The sequence below is a fragment of the Burkholderia sp. YIM B11467 genome, assembly GCF_052952715.1.
The window spans coordinates 710,786-724,675 of the sequence record NZ_JBQVSQ010000003.1 but is presented as its reverse complement, the minus strand read 5'-3'; the positions used below and the strand labels follow the sequence as shown (position 1 = coordinate 724,675).

12 protein-coding genes are annotated in these 13,890 nt (G+C 66.0%); 8 read left to right on the top strand and 4 right to left on the bottom strand.

The window, feature by feature from the left end:
- Window positions 1-157 precede the first annotated feature (157 nt).
- Both obgE and proB read left to right on the top strand, forming a co-directional pair.
- On the top strand, window positions 158-1,273 hold the full coding sequence (obgE, locus tag ACTRWB_RS15295; protein WP_193097586.1) for a GTPase ObgE: 1,116 nt from the start codon (window positions 158-160) through the stop codon (window positions 1,271-1,273).
- 87 nt (window positions 1,274-1,360) lie between these two features.
- Entirely contained in the window at window positions 1,361-2,479 is a 1,119-nt protein-coding gene (gene proB, locus ACTRWB_RS15290; protein ID WP_048251144.1) for a glutamate 5-kinase, read from the top strand.
- Window positions 2,480-2,575: 96 nt separating this feature from the next.
- On the opposite strand, the gene ACTRWB_RS15285 is transcribed toward proB, so the two are convergent.
- Together ACTRWB_RS15285 and ACTRWB_RS15280 are read right to left on the bottom strand one after the other, a co-directional pair.
- Window positions 2,576-3,184 carry a CNP1-like family protein gene (locus ACTRWB_RS15285; protein WP_412022520.1) on the bottom strand — a complete coding sequence of 203 codons (609 nt, stop codon included), beginning with the start codon at window positions 3,182-3,184 and terminating at the stop codon, window positions 2,576-2,578.
- Window positions 3,185-3,197: 13 nt separating this feature from the next.
- Window positions 3,198-3,845, bottom strand: coding sequence for an RNA pyrophosphohydrolase (locus ACTRWB_RS15280; RefSeq protein ID WP_129513651.1), 648 nt, complete (start codon window positions 3,843-3,845; stop codon window positions 3,198-3,200).
- Between the two features lie 218 nt (window positions 3,846-4,063).
- Between ACTRWB_RS15280 and ACTRWB_RS15275 the strand changes: the two genes are divergently transcribed.
- Both ACTRWB_RS15275 and ACTRWB_RS15270 read left to right on the top strand, forming a co-directional pair.
- Window positions 4,064-5,800 carry a proline--tRNA ligase gene (locus ACTRWB_RS15275; protein WP_446902354.1) on the top strand — a complete coding sequence of 579 codons (1,737 nt, stop codon included), beginning with the start codon at window positions 4,064-4,066 and terminating at the stop codon, window positions 5,798-5,800.
- A gap of 21 nt (window positions 5,801-5,821) precedes the next feature.
- Window positions 5,822-6,424 carry a MarC family protein gene (locus ACTRWB_RS15270; RefSeq protein ID WP_129513653.1) on the top strand — a complete coding sequence of 201 codons (603 nt, stop codon included), beginning with the start codon at window positions 5,822-5,824 and terminating at the stop codon, window positions 6,422-6,424.
- 81 nt (window positions 6,425-6,505) lie between these two features.
- Here ACTRWB_RS15270 and ACTRWB_RS15265 read toward each other — a convergent pair whose 3' ends face one another.
- Both ACTRWB_RS15265 and ffh read right to left on the bottom strand, forming a co-directional pair.
- The gene (locus tag ACTRWB_RS15265) at window positions 6,506-7,057 is read right to left on the bottom strand and encodes a hypoxanthine-guanine phosphoribosyltransferase (RefSeq protein WP_048251149.1); all 552 of its coding nucleotides are present in this window, start codon (window positions 7,055-7,057) and stop codon (window positions 6,506-6,508) included.
- A 94-nt stretch (window positions 7,058-7,151) separates the two neighbouring features.
- Window positions 7,152-8,519: a signal recognition particle protein gene (gene ffh, locus ACTRWB_RS15260; RefSeq protein WP_262540818.1), complete on the bottom strand. Its 1,368-nt coding sequence runs from the start codon at window positions 8,517-8,519 to the stop codon at window positions 7,152-7,154.
- A gap of 89 nt (window positions 8,520-8,608) precedes the next feature.
- Here ffh and ACTRWB_RS15255 point away from each other — a divergent pair, with 89 nt between their 5' ends.
- The 4 genes from ACTRWB_RS15255 (at window position 8,609) to ACTRWB_RS15240 (ending at window position 13,846) form a co-directional block, all read left to right on the top strand.
- A complete protein-coding gene (locus ACTRWB_RS15255; protein WP_343492902.1) occupies window positions 8,609-9,502 on the top strand; it encodes a cytochrome C assembly family protein in 894 nt (297 codons plus the stop codon).
- Between the two features lie 13 nt (window positions 9,503-9,515).
- Window positions 9,516-9,824, top strand: coding sequence for a PP0621 family protein (locus tag ACTRWB_RS15250; RefSeq protein ID WP_446902353.1), 309 nt, complete (start codon window positions 9,516-9,518; stop codon window positions 9,822-9,824).
- Window positions 9,821-10,411, top strand: coding sequence for a 1,6-anhydro-N-acetylmuramyl-L-alanine amidase AmpD (gene ampD / locus ACTRWB_RS15245; protein WP_193097589.1), 591 nt, complete (start codon window positions 9,821-9,823; stop codon window positions 10,409-10,411). The genes ACTRWB_RS15250 and ampD overlap by 4 nt, the downstream gene beginning before the upstream one ends.
- A 450-nt stretch (window positions 10,412-10,861) precedes the next feature.
- Window positions 10,862-13,846, top strand: coding sequence for a ribonucleoside-diphosphate reductase subunit alpha (locus ACTRWB_RS15240; protein ID WP_446902352.1), 2,985 nt, complete (start codon window positions 10,862-10,864; stop codon window positions 13,844-13,846).
- The last annotated feature ends 44 nt before the right edge of the window (window positions 13,847-13,890 follow it).

Genomic DNA, 13,890 nt, shown 5'->3' with positions numbered 1-13,890 from the left:
GGCCCCGCAGTCTTCGCGGGGCCTTTTTTTATTGGGTCGCCGGGCGCATTTGCGTGCCGGCGACCGTCGCGTGACCAGCGTACGATCGGCCGAACGGCAGATTGTTCAAGCGCGCCGGCGCGCGGCACAATAGCGGAAATACTGGGCGGAGTGACGAATGAAGTTCATTGACGAAGCACGAATCGAAGTCATCGCCGGCGACGGAGGCGATGGCAGCGCTTCGATGCGCCGCGAGAAATTCGTCCCGTTCGGCGGGCCGGACGGCGGCGACGGCGGCCGGGGCGGTAGCGTCTACGCGATCGCCGACCGCAACATCAACACCCTGATCGACTACCGTTACGCGAAGAAGCACCTGGCGCGCAACGGCGAAAACGGTCGCGGCTCGGATTGCTACGGCAAGGGCGGCGACGACGTCACGCTGCGCATGCCGGTCGGCACGATCATCAGCGACATGGATACCGGCGAGCTGATCGCCGACCTGACCGAGCACGACCAGCAGGTGATGCTCGCGCAGGGCGGCTCCGGCGGGCTCGGCAACCTGCATTTCAAGTCGAGCACGAACCGCGCGCCGCGCCAGAAGACGGACGGCAAGCCGGGCGAACGGCGCATGCTGAAGCTCGAACTGAAGGTGCTCGCCGACGTCGGCCTGCTCGGCATGCCGAACGCGGGCAAGTCGACGTTCATCTCGTCGGTGTCGAACGCACGGCCGAAGATCGCCGACTACCCGTTCACGACGCTCGCGCCGAATCTCGGCGTGGTCCGCGTCGGGCCGAGCAAGAGCTTCGTGATCGCCGACATCCCGGGGCTGATCGAGGGCGCCGCCGAAGGCGCGGGCCTTGGGCATCAGTTCCTGCGCCACCTGCAGCGCACCGGCGTGCTGCTGCATCTGGTCGACCTGGCCCCGTTCGATGAAAGCGTCGATCCGGTCGCGGAAGCGACCGCGATCGTCGGCGAGCTGCGCAAGTACGACGAGGCGCTCTTCGAGAAGACGCGCTGGCTGGTACTCAACAAGCTCGACATGGTGCCGGAAGACGAGCGCAAGGCGCGCGTCGCCGATTTCCTCGATCGCTTCGGCTGGGACGGCCCCGTGTTCGAGATATCGGCGCTGACGGGCCAGGGCTGCGAAGCGCTGTGCTACGCGATCTACGACTACCTGTCCGAACATTCGGACGCGCATCGTGCGGCGGAAGCGGAAGATCTCGCGGCGGACGTGCGTTTCCGCGATGCGCCGCCGCCCGCGGACGGCGGTGCAGCGCCGGGCGACGACGCCTGAGCGGTTCCGGAACACGCCGGGCGTGCCGCCCGGCGTCGGCCAATCGCGCCCGGCCGGGCAGGCATCAGATACAGGAGACAGTGCAGGATGCGTTCGATCATCGCGGATTCGAAGCGATTGGTGGTGAAGGTGGGTTCCAGCCTCGTGACCAACGACGGCAAGGGGCTCGATCATGCTGCAATCGGTCGCTGGGCGGCCCAGATCGCTGCGCTGCGCGCTCAGGGCAAGGAAGTCGTGCTCGTCAGTTCGGGGGCGATTGCCGAAGGGATGCAACGGCTCGGCTGGAGCAAGCGGCCGCGGGAAATCGACGAGTTGCAGGCCGCTGCCGCGGTCGGCCAGATGGGGCTCGCGCAGGTCTATGAGAGCCGCTTCACCGAGCACAACATCCGCACCGCGCAGATCCTGCTCACGCACGCCGACCTGGCGGACCGCGAGCGTTACCTGAATGCGCGTTCGACGCTGCTCACGCTGCTGCGGCTCGGTGTCGTGCCGATCATCAACGAGAACGACACGGTCGTCACCGACGAAATCAAGTTCGGCGACAACGACACGCTCGGCGCGCTCGTTGCGAACCTGATCGAAGGCGATGCGCTGATCATCCTGACCGACCAGACGGGGCTGTTCACGGCCGATCCGCGCAAGGATCCGAACGCGACGCTCGTCGCCGAGGCCAATGCGGGCGCGCCGGAACTCGAGGCGATGGCGGGCGGTGCGGGTTCGAGCCTCGGCCGCGGCGGGATGCTGACGAAGATCCTCGCGGCGAAGCGTGCGGCGCATAGCGGCGCGAACACGGTGATCGCGAGCGGCCGGGAGTCCGACGTGCTCGTGCGTCTGGCGGCCGGCGAGGCGATCGGCACGCAATTGATCGCACGTACCGCGCGGATGGCGGCGCGCAAGCAGTGGATGGCAGACCATCTGCAGGTGCGCGGCCATGTCGTGATCGATGCCGGCGCGGTCGAGAAGCTGACGGCCGGCGGCAAGAGCCTGCTGCCGATCGGCGTGATCGACGTTCAGGGCGCGTTCGCGCGCGGCGAGGTGATCGCGTGCGTCGGCCCCGACGGGCGCGAAGTGGCGCGCGGGCTTACCAACTACAGCAGCGCGGAGACGAAACTGATCCATCGCAAGCCGAGCGGCGAGATCGAGGCCGTGCTCGGCTACATGCTGGAGCCCGAACTGATCCATCGCGACAACCTCGTGCTGGTGTGACCGCCGGCTGCGGTTTCGGCAGTCAAATAAAAAAGCCCGCGTCACGCGGGCTTTTTTCATGGGGCGGGACGGGCGTATGGCCCGCACCGCGCGCCGTCAGCGCAACTGCGTCATCGCGGTGCGGTGAAACCGGATGTTCTCCAGGATTTGCTGGGTCGAGCCCTGCGGCATCTTGTTCGAGCAGAAGTAGTCCTGGTAGAGCGACGAGTGATAGGCGTTCAGTTCGCCGTTCTCGATGCGCTGCCAGTCGTTTTCGACCGTGCGGTCCCAGCCGTCGTGATCCGAATTCAGGCCGGCGTACTGTCGCCATTCATAGGTGTCGCAGCGGATGCCTTCATAGTTCACGTTGCGCGCGCCGGCCGGGCTCGTGATGACGACCGCGTAGCGCACGACGCCGTCGGTGCCGACCGCGAGCGACTTCGCATCGACGAAGAACTTGAGCGGCGTGTTCTGCGATACGCTGAACGGCAGCAGGTCTGCCGCTTGCGGCAGCGGCGGCAGCGTGTCGACCGCGTTTTCCTTCCAGTTGCCCTGACGGTCCAGCAGATACACGAACTCGCTGTCATCCTTGTTGGTCGGCGTCTTCGAATTCGCGCAACCGGCCAGGGTGGCCGCCGCGGCAATCGATGCGAGCGCGAGAGCAATCGCTTTCAAAATGCATTCCTCGTAAAAAAAGGGCGCGACACCAAGGTCGCGCCCGGTCATGCAGTCCGACTCGTTATTTGCCGACGATCACGCGGGGCGGCATCTCGTCCAGCGTGCCCGCTTCCACTTCGATCTCCGAACAGACTACCGATGTGTCGACAATCGTCAACGTCTGCTGGGCCTGTACGCCGATGACGCGCGGATAGCGCGACAGGCGCGGGCCACGCGGCTTCTCGGCTCGCTGCGCCGGGCGGCGCAGGAAGCGCGACAGTTCCGTCAGCGCCAACTGATAGACATCCCGCTTGAACTCGATTACCGCATCGAGCGGCACCCAGTACTCGTTCCAGCGCCACGCATCGAACTCCGGGTGATCGGTCGCGCGCAAGCAAATGTCGCAATCGCGTCCGACCATCCGCAGCAGGAACCAGATCTGCTTCTGGCCGCGGTAATGACCGCGTACTTCGCGTTTGATGAACTTGTCAGGCACCTCGTAACGCAACCAGTCGCGCGTGCGACCGATTATCTTGACGTGTTCCGGATGCAGGCCCGTTTCCTCGTGCAATTCCCGGTACATCGCCTGCATGGGGGTCTCGCCGTACTTGATCCCACCTTGAGGAAACTGCCAGGAATGCTCGCGGAGCCGCTTGCCCCAAAACACCTCGTTGCGCGCGTTCAAGAGGATGATGCCGACGTTCGGGCGAAAGCCTTCACGATCCAGCATACAACCACCTTCGAATCCTTTAAAATTGCTTTGATTATAAACAGATAACGGGCGCTGCGCACCGTGACGGAGCGAATCCGCGCGGGGTGTGCCGGTTGAATTGTCCCTGATTGGTCTGCTAAGTCATCTGCGCCATCGTCGTTCGTCGCGCGCAGCTTTTTCACCTTGAAACTTTTTCGGGCGCCCCGCCTGGGGGCGCCGTTTTTGGAACCGTCCGCATGAAAGCTTCCCGTTTCTTTATCGGCACCCTGAAAGAAGCACCCGCCGACGCAGAGATCGTCAGCCACAAGCTGATGGTACGCGCCGGCATGATCCGTCGCGTCGCCGGCGGCATCTATAACTACCTGCCGGTCGGCCTGCGCTCGATTCGCAAGGTCGAGGCGATCGTGCGCGAGGAAATGAACCGGGCGGGCGCGATCGAGCTGCTGATGCCGGCGGTGCAGCCGGCCGAACTGTGGCAGGAATCGGGCCGCTGGGAGCAGTACGGCCCCGAGCTGCTGCGCTTCAAGGACCGCAAGGACAACGATTTCGTGATCGGGCCGACGCACGAGGAAGTCATCACCGACATCGCGCGCAACCAGATCAAGAGCTACCGGCAGATGCCGGTGAACTTCTACCAGATCCAGACGAAGTTCCGCGACGAGATCCGTCCGCGCTTCGGCGTGATGCGCGGCCGCGAATTCATCATGAAGGACGCGTACTCGTTCGACAAGGACGCGGCGGGCCTGAACGAGTCGTATCGCAAGATGTACGACGCGTACGTGCGCATCTTCACGCGCCTCGGCCTCGAATTCCGCGCGGTCGCGGCCGACAGCGGCTCGATCGGCGGCAACTTCTCGCACGAGTTCCACGTGATCGCCGATACCGGCGAGGACGCGATCGCCTACTGCCCGACGTCCGAGTTCGCGGCGAACATCGAGGCAGCCGAAGCGCTGCCGCTGATTGCCGAGCGCGCGGCGCCGGCCGAAGCGATGGAGAAGGTCGCGACGCCCGGCAAGGCGAAGTGCGAAGCCGTCGCCGAACTGCTGGCCATCCCGCTCGAGCGCACGATCAAGTCGATCGTGCTCGCGACCGACAACGAAGGCGCCGAGCCGACCATCTGGCTCGTGATGCTGCGCGGCGATCACGACCTGAACGAGATCAAGGTGTCGAAGCTGCCGGGCCTGAAGAACCACCGCTTCGCGACCGAGCAGGAAATCGTCGAGTGGTTCGGCACGCCGCCGGGTTATCTCGGCCCGGTCGGCACGAAGAAGCCCGTGAAGGTGATCGCGGACCGCACGGTCGCGAACATGAGCGACTTCGTCGTCGGCGCGAACGAGGTCGACTATCACATCGCGGGCGTGAACTGGGGCCGCGACCTGCCCGAGCCGGACGTCGCCGACGTGCGCAACGTGAAGAAGGGCGATCAGTCGCCGGACGGCAAGGGCGTGATCGACATCTGCCGCGGTATCGAAGTCGGCCACGTGTTCCAGCTCGGCACCAAGTATTCGGAAGCGATGGGCGCGACGTTCCTCGACGAGTCGGGCAAGCCGCAGCCGATGCTGATGGGCTGCTACGGCGTCGGCGTTACGCGCATTCTCGGTGCGGCGATCGAACAGAACTTCGATGACAAGGGCATCATCTGGCCCGAGTCGATCGCGCCGTTCGAGGTCGTGCTGTGCCCGATGGGCTATGACCGCAGCGACATGGTGCGCGAGTCCGCCGACAAGCTGTACGCGGAACTCTCCGCGGCCGGCATCGACGTGATCCTCGACGACCGCGGCGAGCGCCCGGGCGTGATGTTCGCCGACTGGGAGCTGATCGGCGTGCCGCATCGCCTCGTGATCGGCGAGCGCGGCCTGAAGGAAGGCAAGATCGAGTACCAGGGCCGCCGCGACGCCGAAGCGACGCTGCTGCCGGCCGATGATGCCGCGGCGACGGTCGCGGAGAAGATCCGCGCCGCGCTCGCACGCTAAGCACGGCGACCGGGGGACACGATGGAATACACGTTCCTGTCGGCCACCGTGCTCCTGGTGCTGATCACCGATCCGCTCGGCAACATCCCGCTGTTCATTTCGGCGATGCGGGATGTGCCGCGCGAGCGGCGCGTGAAGCTGATCCTGCGTGAAGTGGGGATCGCGTTCGTGATCCTGCTGTTCTTCATGGTGGTCGGCGACCGCTTCCTGCGGATGATGAGCCTCACCGACCTGTCGTTGCGGCTCGGCGGCGGGATCGTGCTGTTCCTGATCGCGCTGCGGATGATCTTCCCGCATCCGGACGGCGCGCTCGGCAGCGATCCGCGCGCGGGCGGCGAACCGTTCATCGTGCCGCTCGCGATTCCGGCGCTGGCCGGGCCGTCCGCGCTGGCGACGGTGATGCTGCTGACGTCGCAGGCGCCGGGCAAGATGTTCGAGTGGGTCGGCGCGCTGACGGTCACGATGATCGTCTGCGCGATCACGCTGGTCCTGGCCGAACGGATCCAGCAGTGGCTCGGCGAGCGAACGGTCGCGGCGTTCGAGCGGCTGATGGGCCTCGTGCTCGTCGCGATTTCGGTCGAGATGCTGCTAGCCGGCATCCGCGCGTTCGTGCACCAGTTGTAGGGTGGACGGCAGACGCACGAAAAAAAGCGGCGCTCCGGGAAACCGGAGCGCCGCTTTTTATTTATAGGACGGGCAGGGCGATCAGACGTTGGTGGTCAGCGCGCGGATCGTCGGCAGGTTGCGCCAGTATCCCTTCGCGTCCATCCCGCAGCCGAACACATAGCGGTCCGGCACCGGGAAGCCGCAGAAGTCGGGATGCAGCGGCTTCGCCTTCGCGAGCGTCTTCTCGCACAGCACGGCCGACATGAAACGCTGCGCGCCCATGTCGAGGATACGGTCGCGGATCGCGGCCATCGTCTCGCCTTCGTCGAGGATGTCGTCGAGCACGAGCACGATCCGGTCCTTCACCGATTCGCGCGGCGCGACACGCCAGTGCATCTCCGGGCTGCCCTGCGTCGTGTTGCGGTAGCGGGTCAGGTGGATGTAGTCGAATTCCAGCGGGAAATCGAGATGCGGCAGCAGCATCCCGGTAAACACCGCGGCGCCGCCCATCACCGAGAGAACGAGCGGGAACGCATCGCCGATCTCGGCGCGGATCGCGTCGGCCATCCTGGAGATCGACGCGTTGACGGCGTCGGCCGAGACGATCTCTTCGGAGTGGTTGAAAATGTGGAGGGCTTCTTCGCGGTTCATGTGTTCTGGCGGGCAGTCGGTATACAAATAAGAATGAAGCAGAACGGACGGCGCGCGCTACAGCAAAAACCCGCGCGCCGGCCGACGGGCGGAATCAGCGCATGCCGGGCATCATGCCCTTCAGGCCGCGCATCATCTTCTGCATGTTGCCGCCCTTCAGCTTCTTCATCATCGTACGCATCTGGTCGTACTGGTTCAGCATCCGGTTGACTTCCTGCACCGGCACACCCGCGCCGGCCGCAATGCGGCGCTTGCGCGTCGCCTTGATGATCTCGGGTTTCGCGCGCTCGGCGGGCGTCATCGAGCTGATGATGCCTTCCATCCGGCGGATCTGCTTTTCGGCCTGGCCCATGTCGGCGCCGGCCGCCGCCTGCTGGAATTGTGCGGGCAGCTTGTCCATCAGCGACGACAGGCCGCCCATGTTCTTCATCTGCGAGATCTGCGCGCGGAAATCGTTCAGGTCGAAGTCGCCGCCTTTCTTGACCTTGTCGGCGAGCTTTTGCGCGGCCTGCACGTCGACGCCGCGCTGCGCCTCCTCGACGAGCGCGAGGATGTCGCCCATGCCGAGGATCCGGTTCGCCATCCGGTCGGGGTGGAACACCTCGAGGCCGTCGAGCTTCTCGGCGACGCCGACGAACTTGATCGGCTTGCCCGTGATGTGACGCACCGACAGCGCGGCACCGCCGCGCGAATCGCCGTCGAGCTTGGTCAGCACGACGCCCGTGAGCGGCAGCGTGTCGTTGAACGCCTTCGCGGTGTTGACCGCATCCTGGCCGAGCATCGCGTCGACGACGAACAGCGTTTCGGCCGGCTTCAGCGTGTCGTGCAGCGCGGCGATTTCCTGCATCATCGCTTCGTCGATGCCGAGGCGGCCGGCCGTATCGACGATCAGCACGTCATGGTAGTGGCGCTTGGCCCAGTCGACGGCCGCGATTGCGATGTCGACGGGCTTCTGGTCCGGCGTGGACGGGAAGAAATCGGCGCCGACCTGTTCGCTCACCGTTTTCAGCTGCATGATCGCGGCCGGGCGATACACGTCGCACGACACGGTCAGCACCTTCTTCTTGTACTTCTCGCGCAGCAGCTTCGCGAGCTTGCCGGCGGTCGTGGTCTTGCCCGCGCCCTGCAGGCCGGCCATCAGGATCACGGCGGGCGGCGTGACCGCGAGGTTCAGCTCGGCGGCCTTGCCTTCGTAGTCGCCGCCGATCACGGCGGTCAGTTCCTTCTGGACCACGCCGACGAGCGCCTGACCCGGCGACAGGCTGCTGATCACCTCTTCGCCGAGCGCCTTTTCCTTGACCTTGGCGATGAATTCGCGGACGACCGGCAGCGAGACGTCGGCCTCCAGCAGCGCGAGACGCACCTCGCGGAGCATCTCCTGGGTGTTCGCCTCGGTAAGCCGGGCCTCGCCGCGCAGCGTCTTGACGACGCGCGCCATCCGTTGAGTGAGATTGTCGAGCATGGGGAGCGATGGACAGTGGGGCCCGAAGGCGCGGCGGAACCGAACAAAGGGAGCCGTCGCGGGAAGGGGGCCTAGTGTAAACTTCGAACATGGATATTGTACTGTATGCCCTCACCGCATTCCTGTACGGCGGCCTCGCCGTCGCAGGCTGGCGCACGCACCGCCAGGGCGCGACGCCGCTCGTCGCGAGCGTGCCGGCCGTGCCGGTTCCCGCGTCCGCCGCGTCCGGGATGAGCGGGGCCGGCCGCGGGCTGCTGTTCGCCGCGCTCGTCGCGCACGGCGTGCTGCTCCATACGACGATCTTTCCGCACGACGCGATGGTGTTCGGTTTCGCGTTCGCGCTGTCCGCGATGTTCTGGCTCGGCGCCGGCATCTACTGGATCGAGAGCTTCTTCTTCCCGCTCGACAGCCTGCGCCTGCTGGTGCTGCCGCTCGCGTGCGGCGCGTCGCTGCTGCCGCTGATGTTCGGCGGCGTGCGGGTGCTTCCTTATGCCGCAGCGCCGCTGTTCAAGCTGCACTTCCTGATCGCGAACATCGCGTACGGCCTGTTCGCGATCGCGGCGCTGCACGCGATCCTGATGCTGATGGTCGAGCGGCGCCTGCAGTCGCTGCGCAGCGGCGGGCGCGACGGCTCGACGGGCTGGATCGCGAGCTGGCTCGAAACGCTGCCGCCGCTGCTCACGCTCGAGAAGCTGCTGTTCCGCCTGATCGGCGCCGGCTTCGTGCTGCTCACGCTGACGCTCGCGTCGGGCATCCTGTTCAGCGAGCAGGTCGATGCGCGCGCACTGCGGCTCGACCACAAGACCGTGTTCGCGATCCTGTCGTGGCTGATGTTCGGCGGCCTGCTGGTCGCCCGCAAGACGTCGGGCTGGCGCGGGCGCGGCGCCGCGCGCTGGGTGCTCGTGTCGTTCGCCGCGCTGCTGCTCGCGTATGTCGGCAGCCGGTTCGTTTTCGAGGTGCTGCTGCACCGTTCCGTGGTTTGACCGCAGGTTTCCGATGCGACAGATTCTTCTCCTGATTCTTCTCTTCTTCGCGGGTTCGTGGATCGCGCGCAAGCTGCGCCAGGCCCAGGAACACGCACAGGCGCGTACCGGCCGCGGCGCGGGTCACGACGGCACGCCCGGCTCCGGCGCGGCGCGCCCGAACGGCGACGCGCGTTCGCTGCCCGAGCCGATGGTGCGCTGCGCCGAATGCGGCGTGCATGCGCCGAAGGGCGATGCCGTCGCCGCGGGCGGCGAATACTTCTGTAGCGCCGAGCATGCGCAGCGCCACGCGGCGCGCGCGAGCGGTCACGACGCACGATGAACGACGCGCCGCTGCTGTCGGTCGACGCGAACGGCTGGGTGCGCGAAGCGCGCCATGCGCCGTCGCCGAACTTCGAGGCGCGGCCCGCCGGTGCGGTGCCGACGCTCGTGGTCGTCCACAACATCAGCCTGCCGCCCGGCGAATTCGGCGGCGACGCGATCGAGGCGCTGTTCCTGAATCGCCTCGACTGCGACGCGCACCCCTATTACCAGAGCCACTTGCGCGGCGTGCGCGTGTCCGCGCACTTCCTGATCCGCCGCGGCGGCGAGCTCGTGCAGTTCGTGTCGTGCGACGAGCGCGCGTGGCACGCGGGTTCGTCCGAGTTCTTCGGCCGGCCGCGCTGCAACGACTTCTCGATCGGCATCGAGCTCGAAGGCGCGGACGACGTGCCGTTCGACGACGCGCAGTACGCGACGCTCGCCGCGCTTTCCCGCGCACTCGCCGCACGCTATCCGGTCGACGCATTCGCCGGGCACTCGGACGTTGCGCCGGGCCGCAAGACCGACCCGGGCCCGCACTTCGATTGGCAACGCTTCGCGAGCGATGCCGGCTTTTCCGCCGAATACTTTCCTTTCCGTCAGCACTGAGCGCGGGGTTTTTTGACCGGAGAAAGTTTTTTCTCCGACCAATGCCTTGTCGTGTCGGCGCGTGAGCGATGTCAAGACCTTCATCGCAAATTATCCGTTTGGACGTCGTCCGAATGTCCACTATACTTGGTGCCAGTTGAGCAGTTCTGCACTAGATATAGTGTGTGTCGCAGGGGAAACCCGAGCGGCACCGGCCGGCGGGCAACGCCGGCGGACAGGGTTCTCAGGGCGGCGCGTCAGGCCGGCGGTCCAGGCGTCGCGATCAGCGCAGCGAACTTCGACGGGGCAGGGGATACATGACGAAGCACACGACCGGATCGGTTGTCGCGCATCGACCGAACCGGCTTCCCCGGCGCATCGCTCGCCTCTTACCGCTCGCGCACCGCGTTGCGCAGCGTTCGTTTTAATCCGCGGTTCTCTCCGCACCATCCAACACCAGGAGCTTTGCACATGCAAACCACCGACAACGCGACGTCCCAGTACGAGAGCGCCTCGAGCCGTCCGCTCGGCGGGACCGAACAGGGCGCAAAGGCGCTCGCGCCGCAGGCCACGTTCGCCGACTACAAGGTGATCCGCCGCAACGGCAGCGTGGTGTCGTTCGAGCCTTCGAAGATCGCGATCGCGGTGACCAAGGCTTTCCTGGCCGTCAACGGCGGACAGGGCGCGGCATCGGCTCGCGTGCGCGAGCAGGTCGAACAGCTGACGCACAGCGTCGTGCGCGCGCTCGTGCGCAGCCGCCCGAACGGCGGTACGTTCCATATCGAAGACATCCAGGACCAGGTCGAACTCGCGCTGATGCGCGGCGGCGAGCACAACGTCGCGCGTGCCTACGTGCTGTATCGCGAGAAGCGCCACCTCGAGCGCCAGCATTCGGGCGAGGAAGCGGCGGTGGGCGGCGAGTCGAACACCGGCATCAACGTCGTCGACAACGGCGTCACGCGTCCGCTCGACCTGAACGCGCTGCGCGCGCTGATCGCGTCGTCGTGCGACGGCCTCGGCGCTGCGGTTAACCCTGAGCCGATCGTCGCGGAGACGGTGAAGAACCTGTACGACGGCGTGCCGATGAGCCAGGTCTACGACTCGGCGATCCTCGCTGCGCGCACGATGATCGAGAAGGATCCGGCATACAGCCAGGTCACCGCCCGCATCCTGCTGCACACGATCCGTCGCGAGATCCTCGGCGAGGAAGTGGTACAGGCCGAGATGTCGGCGCGTTACTCGGAATACTTCCCGCAGTTCCTGAAGCGCGGTGTCGACGCCGGCCTGCTCGACGACAAGCTGCTGCAGTTCGACCTGAAGCGCCTCGGCGACGCGCTCGACGCGAGCCGCGACATGCAGTTCGGCTACCTCGGCCTGCAGACGCTGTACGACCGCTACTTCCTGCACGTCGAAGGCACCCGCATCGAAATGCCGCAGGCATTCTTCATGCGCGTCGCGATGGGCCTGTCGCTGAACGAGATCGACCGCGAAACGCGCGCGATCGAGTTCTACAACGTGCTGTCGAGCTTCGACTTCATGAGCTCGACGCCGACGCTGTTCAACTCGGGCACCCACCGCTCGCAGCTGTCGTCGTGCTACCTGACGACGGTCGCGGACGATCTCGACGGCATCTATGAAGCGCTGAAGGAAAACGCGCTGCTGTCGAAGTTCGCCGGCGGTCTCGGCAACGACTGGACGCGCGTGCGCGCACTCGGCTCGCATATCAAGGGCACGAACGGCAAGTCGCAAGGCGTGGTCCCGTTCCTGAAGGTCGTCAACGACACGGCCGTCGCGGTCAACCAGGGCGGCAAGCGCAAGGGCGCGGTCTGCGCGTACCTCGAATCGTGGCACCTCGACATCGAGGAGTTCCTCGAGCTGCGCAAGAACACGGGTGACGATCGCCGCCGTACGCACGACATGAACACGGCGAACTGGATTCCCGACCTGTTCATGAAGCGCGTGATGGAAGGCGCCGACTGGACGCTGTTCTCGCCGTCGACCTGCCCGGACCTGCACGACAAGTTCGGCGCGGCGTTCGAGGCGGCTTACACGGCTTACGAAGACAAGGTCGCGCGCGGCGAGATCAAGCTGTTCAAGAAGATCCCGGCGGCGCAGCTCTGGCGCAAGATGCTCGGCATGCTGTTCGAGACGGGCCACCCGTGGATCACGTTCAAGGATCCGTGCAACATCCGCTCGCCGCAGCAGCACGTCGGCGTCGTCCACTCGTCGAACCTGTGCACGGAAATCACGCTGAACACGAGCGACACCGAAATCGCGGTGTGCAACCTCGGCTCGGTGAACCTCGTCGCCCACCTGGTGAAGCAGGCCGACGGCAGCTACGCGCTCGACCACGACAAGCTGAAGCGCACGATCAGCGTCGCGATGCGCATGCTCGACAACGTGATCGACATCAACTACTACGCGGTGCCGAAGGCGCGTAACTCGAACCTGAAGCACCGTCCGGTCGGCATGGGCATCATGGGCTTCCAGGACTGCCTGCACCTGCTGCGCACGCCGTACGCGTCGGAAGCGGCGGTCGAGTTCGCCGACCGTTCGATGGAAGCGGTCTGCTACTACGCGTACTACGCGTCGACCGAGCTGGCCGAAGAGCGCGGCCGCTACTCGAGCTACCGCGGCTCGCTGTGGGATCGCGGCATCCTCCCGCAGGACACGCTGAAGCTGCTGGCCGAAGCGCGCGGCGGTTACGTCGAGGTCGACACGTCCGAGTCGCTCGACTGGACGACGCTGCGTTCGCGGATCGCCTCGCACGGCATGCGCAACTCGAACTGCGTCGCGATCGCGCCGACGGCGACGATCTCGAACATCATCGGCGTGTCGGCGTGCATCGAGCCGACCTTCCAGAACCTGTACGTGAAGTCGAACCTGTCGGGCGAATTCACGGTGGTGAACGAGTTCCTGGTTCGCGACCTGAAGGAACGCGGCCTGTGGGACGAGGTGATGGTCTCCGACCTGAAGTACTTCGACGGCATGCTGTCGCGCATCGACCGCATCCCGGCCGACCTGCGCGCGATCTACGCGACCGCATTCGAAGTCGACCCGACGTGGCTGGTCGAGGCGGCATCGCGTCGCCAGAAGTGGATCGACCAGGCGCAGTCGCTGAACATCTACATGGGCGGCGCGTCGGGCAAGAAGCTCGACGAGGTCTACAAGCTCGCATGGCTGCGTGGTCTGAAGACGACCTACTACCTCCGCACGATGGCGGCGACGCACGTCGAGAAGTCGACGGTCGCACACGGCGCGCTGAACGCAGTGCCGACGGGCGGTTCGAGCAGCGGCGGCGCGCAAGGCGCAGCCGGCGGTTTCGGTGCGGCAGGCGGCGATGCGTCGTCGGGCGAGATCAACGCGGCGGCACTCGCACCGGTCGAGGCCGACGGTCCGGTGTGCACGATGCGTCCGGGCGATCCGGGCTTCGACGAGTGCGAAGCGTGCCAGTAACGCAGTGCGTATGACCTGAAGATGTGCCGGGCGGCGTGCACGAC

Bases quoted from the DNA above. Each gene is read 5' to 3' on its own strand.
- ACTRWB_RS15240 (WP_446902352.1), top strand. From the start codon at position 10,862: ATGCAAACCACCGACAACGCGACGTCCCAGTACGAGAGCGCCTCGAGC.
- ACTRWB_RS15265 (WP_048251149.1), bottom strand. From the start codon at position 7,057: ATGAACCGCGAAGAAGCCCTCCACATTTTCAACCACTCCGAAGAGATC.
- ACTRWB_RS15250 (WP_446902353.1), top strand. From the start codon at position 9,516: ATGCGACAGATTCTTCTCCTGATTCTTCTCTTCTTCGCGGGTTCGTGG.
- ACTRWB_RS15280 (WP_129513651.1), bottom strand. From the start codon at position 3,845: ATGCTGGATCGTGAAGGCTTTCGCCCGAACGTCGGCATCATCCTCTTG.
- ampD (WP_193097589.1), top strand. From the start codon at position 9,821: ATGAACGACGCGCCGCTGCTGTCGGTCGACGCGAACGGCTGGGTGCGC.
- ACTRWB_RS15275 (WP_446902354.1), top strand. From the start codon at position 4,064: ATGAAAGCTTCCCGTTTCTTTATCGGCACCCTGAAAGAAGCACCCGCC.
- proB (WP_048251144.1), top strand. From the start codon at position 1,361: ATGCGTTCGATCATCGCGGATTCGAAGCGATTGGTGGTGAAGGTGGGT.
- ffh (WP_262540818.1), bottom strand. From the start codon at position 8,519: ATGCTCGACAATCTCACTCAACGGATGGCGCGCGTCGTCAAGACGCTG.
- ACTRWB_RS15270 (WP_129513653.1), top strand. From the start codon at position 5,822: ATGGAATACACGTTCCTGTCGGCCACCGTGCTCCTGGTGCTGATCACC.
- ACTRWB_RS15255 (WP_343492902.1), top strand. From the start codon at position 8,609: ATGGATATTGTACTGTATGCCCTCACCGCATTCCTGTACGGCGGCCTC.
- obgE (WP_193097586.1), top strand. From the start codon at position 158: ATGAAGTTCATTGACGAAGCACGAATCGAAGTCATCGCCGGCGACGGA.
- ACTRWB_RS15285 (WP_412022520.1), bottom strand. From the start codon at position 3,184: ATGACCGGGCGCGACCTTGGTGTCGCGCCCTTTTTTTACGAGGAATGC.